This is a genomic window from Nocardia sp. NPDC050799 (assembly GCF_040654015.1).
GTDB lineage: Bacteria > Actinomycetota > Actinomycetes > Mycobacteriales > Mycobacteriaceae > Nocardia.
Window position 1 is genome coordinate 431,112 of the sequence record NZ_JBFAHF010000001.1, and the last position, 12,745, is coordinate 443,856.

The window sequence follows — 12,745 nt, forward strand, 5'->3', positions numbered from 1 at the left end:
GAACGGCCCTCATGCTGAGTGAGAAGCGCTCGTCACAGTGTGCCCGTAGGGGACGGCCTCGAGCAGGGTGACCCGGAACTCGGTGCCGCTGGGTACGCGGTAGGTGCGCTGTTCGCCGCGCCGGGCTCCGGCGAGCGCGGCGCCGAGGGGCGAGTCGGGGGAGTAGACCTCCAGATCGTCGTGGTCGCCGGCGCGGCTGCCGAGCAGGAATGTTTCGGTATCGGCGGTGTCGTCGTAGCGGACGGTGAGCACCATCCCCGGTTCGGCGATACCGTCGTCCGGTGGGTCCTGCCCGAATACGGCGTTGTTCAGCAGGTCGCGGATGTGCGCGATACGAGCCAGGCGCTGGCGCCGAGCGGTGAGACGGTCTTCCGGGTCGGCGTTCTCGGGCTGCCCGGCGGCTTCGGCGGCGAGCAGTTCGGCCAGTTCGGACCGAAGTTGTTCGTGTGCGTGCGGTGTCAGCCATACAGGCGAGCTATTGGTCATATCCGTCCTACAGGGATTCGATCGGAAAGGAGTTCTGCCGTCGGGGCCGGGGGAGGAGAGGCCGCCCCGACGGCAGAACTCCGTGGAGCCGGGTACTCACGACACCGGCTCCACGGATGGGGAGATAGCCGAGGATTCAGCGGGGTATCGGGTTCTGCACCCGATACCGTGCTGGTCGTTCGCGGTCGAGCCGACTCGTTGCGCGCGCCATGCTCACCTCCACGTCGAACGATGCGCTGTAACAGCCATGATGGCCCGGGCGGCGGCGCGGCGCATGTCTGTACGGCACAGTTTCGCCCCCATGAGTTGTTCGTTTTCTACAACCGGTGCTCAATCATTCTCGAAAGCCGCGAGATCGATCGTCATGGCGAGCCGGGTGCGTGCGTCGTCCAGCTCGAGCACGGCCACCTCGCGCATTTTCCGCATCCGGTTGCGGACGGTGTTCGGGTGGACGCCGAGGCTGGCGGCGGCGACCACCGGATCGCCCTGGGCATCGAGCCACGCCCGCAGAGTCCCGACATAGTCCGTGGCGTGCGCGCTGTCGTACCGGCGTAACTCCGCGACCGGCCCACGCGCCGGTATCCGGCCGGTCCGTGCCGCCGCCCGCAACCGCTGGAGCAGGATCTCGCCCCACGATTCGTCGTAGGCCGGATACGCGATACCCGCCGACCCCTGTTCGTGCAGTGCAAGGCACTCGTCCGCCTCCTGGCGGGAGGCCGGCAGGTCGGCGGCCGTGGCGGGCCCGCCGATCCCGGCCGACAGTGTCACGCGGGCCGGGAGCGCCGTGCGCAGCGCGGTCACCCACTTCCGTGCCGTCTGCACCCGGTCGCTGGGCAGGATCGTGTAGACGGTGTTGTCCGACAGGGTGCTGCGGCCCGGCCGCGACCAGCCGAAACCGAACGTGGCCTGCTCGAATGCCAGCAGCAGCCCGGCATGCCGTTCCGCCGCGATCTGCGCGCGTACCGCCACGACACGTAAAGGGGCCGACGCCAACCCGAGCCGGCCGACCACGGTGGTGGCATCCGGGCTGCCCTCCAGCAGCCGGATCACCAGCTCGGATTCGACTTGGCGTTCGAGGTCCGCGCTGGCCCGCGACCGCAGCAGATGCAGGGCCACCGTCCGGGCCCCGTCGGCCAGTGCCGCCCGTCGGGCACCCGGCATCGGTTCGGTGCAGGCCACCCACACCGAACCCAGCAGTTCCCGGCCCACCCGCACCGCGACCACCATCCGCCCGTCGAGCCCGTGCCCGGGGTCCGGTTCGACGAAAACGGGTGCGTCGGAGCCCGCCAGATGCGCAGGGACACCACGTGATTCGAAAAGTTCGCGCAGGGCAGCGGGTTGCCGGCGTTGCAGCACAGTCTCCCGCAGGGCTCGGTCGGCGACCCGCCCCAGCGTGGAATGAGCCATCACGCGCGACAGCGGATCCTCGATCGTCACCGCGCCGTCCACCGCGGTCGCCAGGCTGTCCGCCAGCGCGAAAAGATCCGTAGGACCGCGCCCGGACGCAGTTTCCCGCCCCTCCAGTACCAGCCCGTAGACCACCCCGGCGAGCTGGCTCCACGACACCGCGGGATCGACCACCAGCACCGCGACCCCGTCCTCGGGTCCGATCGCGGCCGCTTCGCGGTCGGCGCCGGCGCCGCCGCGCACCAGCACCGCGACCGCTTTCGCCGCCCGCGCCCCGGCCACCGCCGCCCGGACGGAACCGGCGCCCACGGCGAGGAGGATATCGCCGGTCGCTTCTTCCGCCCCGGTCGCGTCGAACATCGCGACGCTGCGGATCACGGTCGACCGCGACACCGGGCAGCAGCGCAACCGCACTCCGTACCCGCCCAATACGTTCACGAGATGGTCCAACCGAACCATGAACGACTCCTGTCCACCCTGGTCTCGTTACCGTAGCCGCGCCGGCGGTGGGATCCGGATGCCGGGTTTGTGCCGACGGCGGGATCGGTCGCGGCCGATGGACCCGAACCAGCTCTCGCTGCGGCGCACTCTCATCGGGGCGTTGACCCGTGCGGCCGAACTGTACGCCCTGTCCTTCGACAAGGACGAAATCCGGCAAAAACGCATACCCCGCGCCGTCGCCGGCTGCTTCGCCGTCCTCTTGGCGCAGGTGGCGTACTCGCTGCCCTCGACGGCGCCTTTCGGCAGGGATCCCAGGCCACGGGCGCCGAACGGGCTCGCTTTTTTGGTGGCGGGGCTGTGGGCCGCCGGTGCTGCGGTGCTCATGCTGGTTGGGCTATTCGATGCGGCCTGGGGCCACGGCTCGGAGCCCGAGATCCGACGACAACCTGCCGACCGTTCCCCGGCTGCGGCGGGATCGGACGTCTCGGAGTCCGGAATGCGATGGCCGGGAACAGTGTCGGAGGGCCGGGATACCCTCGGCCGTCGCTACCGCCTTGGGGCGCGACGGATCGAAGGAGGACCCGATGAGTCCCGAGCGCACCGTGCGTGAGGTCGTGGATCTGATCGTCGAGCTCGGGCTCGTCGACCCGGAAACGCCCGCGCAGCAAACCTTCCTGGGCAGGCAGCTGGTGGAATCGTTCGACGAGCCGCTGAGCTATTACGGGCACACCGAGCAGAGCGCGGTGCTCGCGATCCTCGACGAGCTGGGAACCCGGTACACCTTCGACTACAAAACCTTCCGTCACATCGGTGAGAGCAGCCGTGACGAACGTCGGGAGTGGTACGAATCCGAACTGCAGTCGATCGCGGAGTGCAGCCGCGGGATGGTGACCATCACCGACGTGCGGCTGGTGGAGAACGACGAGAAATGGGAGCTCCTGTTCGACAGCAACGGAGTGACCGAGTCGTGGCCGGTGTACCCCGGTGACGACGAGGACCTGGAGGCCGCGCTCGTGTTCGCCACCTATGTCACCGGGATCCACACCGGCCTCGTCGAACAATTCTGTTCCGTGCAACCCCTCGACGAAGACGTCAGCGGTGAAGCGGTTTTCGGCGATCCCGAAGCACTCAACAGGCTGGGAGCGCAGTTCGGTCTCACCTTCGGACCCTAGGCGCGCGGCCGTTGCCGGTTGCCCGGCGTCCGGCCGGGGCATCGCCGCCGAACCGGCGGATGTGCCCGCCATGGCCGGGCGCAGTCATCCGGGATCGCCGGTCGTGGCGAAGCGGACCCAGGCCGTGTGCATCTCCGTGGCCAACCGTGCCGGAGCTGCGGCCGGGCCGAGTAAGGCGCCCGGCCCGTGCAACCCCGGAAGCCGGAGGCAGTCGAATACGAAGGGATCTCTGGGCGGCATTGCCCTTCTCGGTATTCGTGCCGATCAGCAGATCGACCGTGGACGACCAACGCTGCGCGGGCTGTGATTCCGCGACGAGGCCGAACGGGCTCAGCCCGAGCAGCGGGTCGAAGTCGGTGGAGGTGCGCAGATCCGGCCCGTGCAAGGCCGAGACGACGCCGACGAGATCCGCGTCGGGCACCGAGGCGAAGCCTGATGCCGTCGGTGCCGGCACCGTGCGCCGCTTTTCCGCCGTGTCCCGGTGCGGCTTCCAGGACTGGCTCGCGTCGGAGCGGTGCCCCTTCGTCGAGGGCTCCCGCGAGCGGGTGACCGGCGATCAGTGGCCGCCGAAGGCGGGTAGGAGATCACGCTGATTACCGAGCGGCAGAGCGGGTAGGCGCTGGGGAGGTGCAACGTGGCACCCGCCAGAAAATCGACACCGGAGGAACGATATTCGTATGACTTCGCGTGAAACCACCACTCTGCTGGCGCAGCTGCGTGCGATCCGTGAATTGACCGATACCGAGATCCAGATCGCGGAAACCCGTATCGGGCAGGCACGGACCGAGGCAGTGCGCCGCGAATTGTCCGAGAACGCCGAAAACGCCCGGGCCCGTGCCGAAGCCCTCGGCGCCGCCATTCGTGAACTCGGCGGCGTACCCGAGGTGATCGGCCCCTTCCTCGGCCGGGCCACCGCCGTGGTGAAGGCGCTCATCGAACAGGCGCAGCCGTTCGACGAGGCCCTGCTGGGCGATCTCACCCTGGAACACCAGCTCCTCGACCGCGCGCGGTACGTCGAGGCCCTGGCGACCAGCGCGGGGCGCAGCGATATCGCGGCGCTGGCGCAGCGACTGATCACGGCGCACTCCGCGACCGTGGACTGGCTGGCCACTGTCCTGGCCGAGGAGGCGCTCGGCGGTCCGGCCGCGCTGCGCCGCACGCCACTACAGGCGGCGGCCGGGACGGCCGTGAAGTTGGTCAATCTGCCCGTCACCTGGTCTGCGCGTGGTGTGGACCGCGCGCTGAACACCGTTCGGGCCACCCCGCCCGCGCTCGGTGAACTATTGGCCCGGGGTGCGCACGCCGGTGATATCGCCGCCCGGACGCTGACCGCTTCCCGCGATGCCGCGCTCGAGAGCGCCGAACAGGTGGCCCGCCGGGAAGGTGCGGGCACCGCCGCCGGTTCGCTGCATTCGGTCCGCGCGGCCACCGGTGTGCTCGAACCGGGGGAATTGCCCATCGCCGACTACGACCAGCTCAATGTCGGCCGGGCGGTCGCCGCGGTCAAGGAACTGACCGACCCGGCCGATATCCGGGCGATCGTCGCCTATGAGGAGGCGCACAAGAAGCGGCACGGTGTGGTCTCGGCGGCGCAGACCCGGCTCGCGGTCATCGCCCAGGAAGCGGCCGGTCTGAACTGACCGCCGTGGTCGCCGCGGCGCTCAGCCGGCGATCGACTCCATCCAGTCCCGCACCGCCGCCTGACGGGCGGCGGTGTTGCGGGCGAGATTCACCGAATGCCCGCTCCCGGGCAGCACGAAAGTGCGTAACCGCGCGGCCGGGGAGAAATGCGGTGCCTCGGCGGCCTGCAGAGTCGCCGTATCGGCACAGACCCGGGAGCACATCGTCGCTACCGTCGACCACGAGTACCGGAGTGGTGATCTGCGTGGACATCGGCGGCAGGGTGGAGGTCAGCTCGTCCGGATACTCCGTCGCGGCGAACGCATCCTCGGTGGCTTCGTCCACGGCGACGACCTGGGGGCCGGCGGTCGCGGGCGAATGGAACGGTTTCTCGCGTGTGCCCGGCTCGCCGGTGCGCACCGAGGACCGGTAACGGCCGGTTCCGCGCAGTCGGCCGGTGCCGGCGGGCCTATGTGCGACAACTGTGGTGGCCGGACCGAAGGTATTGCGGAAGCTCAAGAGCGGTAACACAATTGGGTGCGGTCCGTCGACGGGCCCGAATCGCTCGAGGAGCAGTCGTGAACCCTGCACAATCTCCGCCTCCGGTCGATGTCATCACCTCTCTGGACGATCTGCGCGGCGATCTGGCGCGCCGTCATCCGGCGACCACCACCACCGCGGACACGGTGGACCCGGCCACGGTCGCCGCTGATCTGTCCGCTCTCGAACGCGACGGCTACGTCGTCTGGGAGAACCTGCTCACCCTCGACGAATGCGAACAACTCCGTGGCGCGCTCACCCCGCTCCTCGAGCGGACCGGCCGCAACACCTTCGAGGGGCAGCGAACCCGGCGGGCCTACAACCTGCTCGAGAAGACTCGTGCCTGCGACGTGCTCGTCGAACATCCCCGGGTGCTGGCCCTGCTCGATCGGTTGTTCCTGCCGAATTATCTGCTCTCGCAATTGCAGGCCATCGATATCCACCCCGGTGAACACGCGCAGATGCTGCACCACGACGACGGTTTCTACCCGATCCCGCGACCCCGGCCACCGTTGAGCGCCGCGACAATGTGGGCGATCGATGCGTTCACCGACACCAACGGCGGCACGGTGGTGCTGCCCGGCAGTCATCGCTGGGGTTCCGGGCGCGGCCCCGCCGAAGCCGATGTCCGGACAGCGGTGCGGATGCCGGCCGGATCCTGCGCGTTCTATCTCGGTACGCTCTGGCACGGCGGCGGTGCGAATCGCAGTACCGGCGCCCGGCTGGGGGTGACCGTGCAGTACTGCGAACCCTGGTTGCGCCCGCAGGAGGCCTATACCCTGGCCACCAGCCGGGATACCGCGCGGACGGTATCGGAGAACATCCGGCGGATGCTGGGATACAGCATCCACCCGCCGTTCATGGGTGCCGTCGACGGAATGCACCCCAAACGGCTGCTCGACCGGCCGGTGTGACCGGTCTATTCGGACGACACCTCGGCATCACCCACTTTGCGCAGCGCGATTCGATACAGCACCAGGTGCTGCTCCTCGAACTGCCGGATGGATGCCTCCAGGTACCGTTCATAGGCCTCGGTGACCCGGGCCCCGGCCAGCTTCTCCGCCTCGGCGCGCCGGGCCCGGAGCCGCTGTAACCATTCGGCGCAGGTGGTCGCGTAGTCGTGGCGGTCGTTGACCACCGAACGGATTTCGAACAACTTCTCCGACGCGTGGGCGAGTTCGGCGAGCCGCGGTGGATCCGACTCCGGGAAGATCTCGTCGGCCAGGAACTGCACATCGGTGATCGAGTTCTGGTCGAGCGGACGGTTGCCTTTACCGATCGTCTGGACCACCAGACCGCCGCCGGGACGCACCATACTGTGGCAATAGGTGAAGAAGGCCCGATAGGTGGCGGTGCGTTCGCGGCGCGACAGCCCGAACCGCACGAAATGTTCGAGCGCTCCGATACAGAAGATGGTGTCGTAGGGGGTGCCGGGCCGATGATCCTGCCAATGTTCCAGGCGCACGTCGGTGCGCTCCGCGGAATGAGTGCGGACGTGGCGGTACTGGTCGCGGCTGAGCGTCAGTCCGGTGACCCGGGTCTGTGCGTGCCGGTCGGTGATCGCCCGCATCAGGCTGCCCCAGCCGCAGCCGATATCGAGAATCCGTTCGGTGCCGGTGAGCCGGGCCTGTTCGATCAGGTAGTCGAGCTTGCGCTGCTGCGCGCGGTCGAGGTCGTCGCCGTCGGCCCACAGGGCGCACGAGTAGGTCAGGCCCGAGTCGAGCCACAGCCGGTAGAAGTCGGTCCCGATATCGTAGTGATGTTCGACCGCGTCCGCCGAGGCGCCCTGGCGTGCGCCGATATCCGATGTCATCACAGACCTCCGAAGTCTCTTGGTGCGCCGGTGTCTTCCGGCAGGGGTTTCCGGTCCGGTACGGCCGGCCGATCGACGAGCTCGGTGGATCGCCGACCGAGGTCCGGGCCGCAGTGCCGGGGGGTACACGGCACGAAAGCCGGTCGGTCGGGTACGGGATTCTTTCCGGGGAGCCGGTGACCTCGGGGCGGGTGCGGGACCGTCGCGTGCGGTGTCCGTGCCTATCGAGGAGTAGTTCCGGAACGGGTGCTGCTCACCGGAGCTCCGAGGGGCGGTGGGGTGAGATTGCCGGTACGGCGGAGGATCTCTCAACCGGTCTCGCGGTATCTCCTGTTCGCGGGCGGGGGAGTGAGCGGATCGGGTCGGCGCCGTAGTCGATTCTACGTGCGCGCGGTGGGCCAGTCCAGCTGTTGCGCGCGCCAATTGTCTTGCGGGATAGTGGATATCGATTACGTCTTCGCTGCTGCGCGGACCGTCGGTTGCCCGGCGAGTGGACAGTTCGATGGCCGGCTTTTCGAAGGTCGACCGCCGATGCCCGGGCGGAGACCGGAACGGTCGGGTGATGACTTTTGTCATCTGCGGACCATGAGAAATGCACGAGTATCCCGTGACTGCGCTTACTACAGATACCGGTCCGGCTCGATGATCGTAGAAGTCATGAACAGCGCACATCCCGATCCACCGCAACTGCCGGGGCGGCCGGTACACGATATCGTCGTCGCGCGTGGTCTGCGCCGGACCTACGGCACCGGAGCGACCGCGTTCGAAGCCGTCCGCGGTATCGACCTACAGGTCGCCGAGGGTGAGGTGTTCGCCCTGCTGGGCACCAACGGCGCGGGCAAAACCTCGACGCTCGACATCTTGGAGGGACTGGCCGAACCCTCGGCCGGTTCGGTCGAGATCTTCGGCCTCGATCCACACCGTCACCGTGACCAGGTACGTGCGCAGGTCGGCATCATGCTGCAGTCCGGAGGCCTGCCCGCCGAACTCACCGTCCGCGAAACGCTCGAGATGTGGCGGGGGACCTGCAGTAATCCGGTGAGCAGCGCAACGGTTCTCGCTCAGGTCGGTCTGATCCCTCGCGCCCACGTCCGGGTCGGATCCCTCTCCGGCGGTGAACAGCGCCGGGTCGATCTGGCTTGTGCCCTGCTCGGGCAGCCGCGGTTGCTGTTCCTCGACGAACCGACCACCGGCCTCGATCCGGAAAGCCGGCGCGGGACGTGGCGACTATTGTCCGAGCTCAAGAGCGCGGGGGTGAGCATGGTGCTGACCACGCACTATCTGGACGAGGCGGAAGCGCTGGCCGATCGGATCGCGATCATGCACCGGGGCGAGATGGCGCGCACCGGGACCCTGCGCGAGATCGTCGACGGCCATCCGGCCCGGATCGCCTTCGATCATCCGGGGCTGCCGTTGCCGACCCTGTCCACCACCCGCATCGAGGCGGGAGCCCGGGTCACCGTCAGCACCCACGATCTGCAGGGTGATCTGTCGGTGTTGCTCGGCTGGGCGGACGAACAGGGCGTACGGCTGGGTGGGTTGGAGGCCCGCGCCGCGTCCCTGGAGACGGTTTTCCTCGATATTGCAGACCATACGGCCGCCGCGGCCGCCCCCGAACTGATCGGAGCTCGCCGATGACCACGACCGCCGCATCCGCCACCGGTTTCCGCCGTCGTCCGCTCGCCGCGCTCGCGAAGGCCGAGTACCTGCAGTTCCGGCGGAACAAAACGCTCGTCTACCTGGCGACGGTCTTCCCGATCGGGATACCGGTGGCCCTGTTCTTCATCGCCCGCCGTGGCGATACCGCCGCCGCGGATCTTGCGGTGCTCACCTTCGAAATGCTGGCGCTGGTGACCCTCTTGTTCGTGCAGTACTACTCGGTGTTGTCGATGGTCACCACCCGCCGCGGCGAAGGCGTCCTGAAACGACTGCGGACGGGTGAGGCCGCCGACTGGCAGATCCAGACCGCGCCGGCGATACCCGGGGCGCTGGTCACCCTCGGTGGCACCGCCGTGGTCGCGGCGGTCGTCTACGGTGTGGGCGCGCCCGCGCCGGTCAACCCCGTGGCGATTGCGCTCGCTCTGGTGGCCGGGATCGTCCTGTTCTCCCTCCTGGCGTTGGCGACCAGTACGTTCACCAAGAACGCCGAGGCCGCGCAGATCACCTCGCTGCCGGTGATGACGGTCGCCATGCTGGGTATGACATCGATCCGCGCGATGCTTCCGGATCGGCTCGCGGATCTGGCCGGCTGGACTCCGTTCGCGGCCGTCTCCGATCTGGTGTCGCTGGGTATCGCCGGGGAATCGGCTCTCGCCGATTCCGGTGCCGCGCGTGATTTCGCAGGTACCTTTGCCGAGATGGGACGTCCGTTTGCGACACTGGCGGTATGGACCGTCCTGGCGTTTGCGCTGATCCGCCGGAGTTTCCGCTGGGACGACCGCGGGTGAGCCGCTGGACCGCGCGGTGGCGCGCACTGCCGGCGGGGACGAAATTCCGGCTCTACACCGGTATCACCTTCCAGAGCGCGCTGGTCGCAATGGTCGCCGCCATGGCGGTCACCGCACGCTCGCCGTGGGCGGCCGCCGGAATCGTGCTCGCCGGTATCGCGGCGGTCTTCGCGGTGGAGGCCCGCGCCGAATTCGCCGTATCGTCGCAGTGGTCGTCGCGTGGGTGGGTCCTGCCGGTCGCCGTCGCGACGCTGGCAGGGGTATGGGTCGCCGCTGCCGTGGTCGCCCGGACGACGGACGACGAATCCGCGGTTGTTCCCGCACGGATGGCCGGCGTCTACATGGCGGTGCTGGCCGTGTTCGCCCTCGTATCGTTTCTCCGGCACCGATGGTGGATTCTGCCGGCGCTGAGTGTGGTGACCGGGTTGGTGTTCGGCTCGTCGCCGGCGACGGTGGTGAGTGGGATCGTGGTGACCTTCGTCGCCGGCGGGTTCGTCATCGCCACCGTCTGGCTCACGATGTGGGGGTTGCGGGTCGTCGACGAAGTGGAACACGCGAAGGTCGTCGAGGCCGAACTGCGGCTGGCGCAAGAGCGATTGCGATTCGCACGGGACCTGCACGATGTGGTCGGCCGCGGATTCTCGGCGATCGCCGTGAAAAGCGAACTCGCCGGGGTGCTGTCGCGATCCGGCGATACCGACCGGGCGGCGAATGAGATGGACGAGGTCAACACACTCGCCGTCGAATCGATGGGGCAGATGCGCGAACTGGTCCGGGGCTATCGCGGGATCGATCTGCTCGGTGAGGTGGCCGGTGCGCGCTCGCTGCTCGCGGCCGTGGGTTGTGAGCTCGGCGTCGAGGGCGACCCCGCGACCGTCCCCCCACGATTCCACGAGGTCGCGGCCTGGGTGGTACGTGAGGGTATAACCAATATCGTCGAGCATTCCGCGGCCACGTCGGCGACTCTCGCATTCGGCGGTGCCGGTATGTCGGTGCGCAACGACCGTCCGCGCGGCGCGCCGGGACAGCACTCGGGACTGCGTGGTCTCGCGGAACGGCTCGCGGCCGTCGGCGCGAGTCTCGCCGTCACCGCGACCGCCGACGAGTTCATCCTGGAAGTCCGCTGGGAGCAACAATGATCCCTGTCTTCCTCGCCGACGACGAAACGCTCATCCGCGCGGCGCTTGCGACGATGCTCGATCTCGAGGCCGATCTCGAGGTCGTGGACCATGTCGGCTCCGGGGAGGAACTCCTGGCCGTGTGGCGGCACCGCGCGGCGGGCGAGCCGGCCGCGGTGGCGGTCATCGATCTGCAGATGCCCGGTATCGACGGGATCGAGACCGCCACGCAGTTGCAGCGGCTCACGCCGGGCGCCGCCACATTGATCGTCACCAGCCATGGCCGGCCCGGCTACCTCAAACGGGCACTGGCCGCGGGTGTCCGGGGTTTTCTGCCCAAGACGACCTCGGCGGCGACGCTGGCCGAAGTGATCCGCACGGTGCACGGTGGCGGCCGATATGTCGATCCGGAACTGGCCGCGGAAGCCATCAGCGCCGGTGACACCGTGCTCACCGCCCGGGAGGCCGATGTTCTCGAATATGCCCTCGACGGTTCGCCGGTCGAGGACATCGCCCGGCGGGCGCACCTGTCGCCGGGTACCACCCGCAACTACCTCTCTGCGGCAATGGCCAAGCTCGGGGTCTCCAACCGGTACGAGGCGGCCCTCAGAGCGCGGGAGAAGGGCTGGATCTGACGAGCGTCAGCCGCGCCCCGGCCCGAGCGCCGTGCCGCTGTCCGCCGCGGTCGCGGTGCCGCCGGTCCACCGGCCCAACAGACGATCGGCTCCGTCGCACAGCGCGGCGATCACCGTACCGGCCGGGAGACTGTGGGTGAGGGCACCGACGCCCTCACCGGCGTCGACAGGGGCGCGTCGGGGGTCCCCGGTGGCGGCGGCCGCTGCCACCTCGTCGCGGGCCGCACCGTCCCCGGACAACGCGGCCTCCCGCTCCGCCCAGTGCCGGGTGGTCTCGTTGGCCAGTACGCGGGCGGGATAGCGGTCCGGCCAGGGGAGCCGCTGCCCCAGATCGAAGACCCGGGTGACCACCGTATCGGTGGCCCGGGCGCGCACCAGCGCGGCGCGAGCGGGTTCGGGAGTGAGCGCTTCCGGGCAGGCCGACAGGCAGGTGCCGAGCCAGGCGCCGGCCGCCCCCGCCGCGAGCACGGCCGCCAGACCCCGGGCGGTGGCGATACCACCGGCAGCGAGGACGGGAACGGTGACCGCGTCGAGTACCGCGTCCAGTACCGCGAGTGTGCCCAACCGGGTTTCGCCGTGGCCGCCGCCCTCGCTGCCACGCGCGACCAGGACATCCACCCCCGCCGCCACGGCCCGGCGGGCATGGTCCGCGTCGTAGACCTGGGTGACCGCCGCCGCCCCCGCCGCGTGGACCCGGTCGACCCAGGCCCATTCCTCGGTGAAACCGACCGAGACGAGCGCCGGCCGCGCGGCCAGGGCCGCATCCAAAAGGGCGGGCTCGCGCTCGAGCACCCAGCCGACCATGCCGATACCGAACACCGTGGGCGCCGGATCGAGTTGGGTGAGTTCGTATTCCAACGCCTCGGCCGAGCCGGTGCTGCCCATGCCGATCATTCCGAGCCCGCCGGCCGCGGAGACGGCGGCCGCGAGCCGTCCCCCGGCCACTCCACCCATCGGGGCGTTCACGATCGGGACCGATAAACCCATCCGGCGCGACCACGGTGTTCCCGGCACCCAGAGCCTCCTTCTCGTCCGGGCGCCCAGACGCCCCGCGTGGAGGCGACAT

General features: G+C 69.1%; 14 protein-coding genes. 8 read left to right on the top strand and 6 right to left on the bottom strand.

What is annotated here, in order from left to right:
• Positions 1-9: 9 nt before the first annotated feature.
• Both AB0H42_RS01970 and AB0H42_RS01975 read right to left on the bottom strand, forming a co-directional pair.
• Positions 10-486 carry a GreA/GreB family elongation factor gene (locus AB0H42_RS01970; RefSeq protein ID WP_357048328.1) on the bottom strand — a complete coding sequence of 159 codons (477 nt, stop codon included), beginning with the start codon at positions 484-486 and terminating at the stop codon, positions 10-12.
• A gap of 330 nt (positions 487-816) precedes the next feature.
• Entirely contained in the window at positions 817-2,352 is a 1,536-nt protein-coding gene (locus AB0H42_RS01975) for a helix-turn-helix domain-containing protein (protein WP_357048331.1), read from the bottom strand.
• A gap of 97 nt (positions 2,353-2,449) precedes the next feature.
• On the opposite strand from AB0H42_RS01975, the gene AB0H42_RS01980 reads away from it, so the two are divergent.
• On the top strand, positions 2,450-2,944 hold the full coding sequence (locus AB0H42_RS01980; protein ID WP_357048334.1) for a hypothetical protein: 495 nt from the start codon (positions 2,450-2,452) through the stop codon (positions 2,942-2,944).
• Positions 2,919-3,506 carry a hypothetical protein gene (locus AB0H42_RS01985; RefSeq protein ID WP_357048337.1) on the top strand — a complete coding sequence of 196 codons (588 nt, stop codon included), beginning with the start codon at positions 2,919-2,921 and terminating at the stop codon, positions 3,504-3,506. The genes AB0H42_RS01980 and AB0H42_RS01985 overlap by 26 nt, the downstream gene beginning before the upstream one ends.
• On the opposite strand, the gene AB0H42_RS01990 is transcribed toward AB0H42_RS01985, so the two are convergent.
• The gene (locus tag AB0H42_RS01990) at positions 3,490-3,927 is read right to left on the bottom strand and encodes a hypothetical protein (protein WP_357048340.1); all 438 of its coding nucleotides are present in this window, start codon (positions 3,925-3,927) and stop codon (positions 3,490-3,492) included. The genes AB0H42_RS01985 and AB0H42_RS01990 overlap by 17 nt on opposite strands.
• A 256-nt stretch (positions 3,928-4,183) precedes the next feature.
• On the opposite strand from AB0H42_RS01990, the gene AB0H42_RS01995 reads away from it, so the two are divergent.
• The gene (locus tag AB0H42_RS01995) at positions 4,184-5,146 is read left to right on the top strand and encodes a ferritin-like domain-containing protein (RefSeq protein WP_357048342.1); all 963 of its coding nucleotides are present in this window, start codon (positions 4,184-4,186) and stop codon (positions 5,144-5,146) included.
• Positions 5,147-5,167: 21 nt separating this feature from the next.
• Here the strand turns inward: AB0H42_RS01995 and AB0H42_RS02000 are convergent, their stop codons facing one another.
• Positions 5,168-5,350 carry a hypothetical protein gene (locus tag AB0H42_RS02000; protein WP_357048345.1) on the bottom strand — a complete coding sequence of 61 codons (183 nt, stop codon included), beginning with the start codon at positions 5,348-5,350 and terminating at the stop codon, positions 5,168-5,170.
• Between the two features lie 354 nt (positions 5,351-5,704).
• On the opposite strand from AB0H42_RS02000, the gene AB0H42_RS02005 reads away from it, so the two are divergent.
• Positions 5,705-6,580 (top strand): phytanoyl-CoA dioxygenase family protein, encoded by an 876-nt coding sequence (locus tag AB0H42_RS02005; RefSeq protein WP_357048348.1) that lies wholly within the window; start codon positions 5,705-5,707, stop codon positions 6,578-6,580.
• A gap of 5 nt (positions 6,581-6,585) precedes the next feature.
• On the opposite strand, the gene AB0H42_RS02010 is transcribed toward AB0H42_RS02005, so the two are convergent.
• Positions 6,586-7,479, bottom strand: coding sequence for a class I SAM-dependent methyltransferase (locus AB0H42_RS02010; RefSeq protein ID WP_357048351.1), 894 nt, complete (start codon positions 7,477-7,479; stop codon positions 6,586-6,588).
• A gap of 657 nt (positions 7,480-8,136) precedes the next feature.
• Here AB0H42_RS02010 and AB0H42_RS02015 point away from each other — a divergent pair.
• The 4 genes from AB0H42_RS02015 to AB0H42_RS02030 are packed head-to-tail and all read left to right on the top strand — an operon-like array spanning position 8,137 to position 11,679.
• Positions 8,137-9,117, top strand: a complete 981-nt coding sequence (locus AB0H42_RS02015; RefSeq protein WP_357048354.1) for an ABC transporter ATP-binding protein — start codon at positions 8,137-8,139, stop codon at positions 9,115-9,117.
• A complete protein-coding gene (locus AB0H42_RS02020; protein WP_357048357.1) occupies positions 9,114-9,926 on the top strand; it encodes an ABC transporter permease in 813 nt (270 codons plus the stop codon). Before AB0H42_RS02015 ends, AB0H42_RS02020 begins: the two co-directional genes overlap by 4 nt.
• A complete protein-coding gene (locus AB0H42_RS02025; RefSeq protein WP_357048360.1) occupies positions 9,923-11,065 on the top strand; it encodes a histidine kinase in 1,143 nt (380 codons plus the stop codon). The genes AB0H42_RS02020 and AB0H42_RS02025 overlap by 4 nt, the downstream gene beginning before the upstream one ends.
• On the top strand, positions 11,062-11,679 hold the full coding sequence (locus AB0H42_RS02030) for a response regulator transcription factor (protein ID WP_357048363.1): 618 nt from the start codon (positions 11,062-11,064) through the stop codon (positions 11,677-11,679). Before AB0H42_RS02025 ends, AB0H42_RS02030 begins: the two co-directional genes overlap by 4 nt.
• A 6-nt stretch (positions 11,680-11,685) precedes the next feature.
• On the opposite strand, the gene AB0H42_RS02035 is transcribed toward AB0H42_RS02030, so the two are convergent.
• The gene (locus tag AB0H42_RS02035; RefSeq protein WP_357048365.1) at positions 11,686-12,693 is read right to left on the bottom strand and encodes a nitronate monooxygenase; all 1,008 of its coding nucleotides are present in this window, start codon (positions 12,691-12,693) and stop codon (positions 11,686-11,688) included.
• Positions 12,694-12,745: the final 52 nt, after the last annotated feature.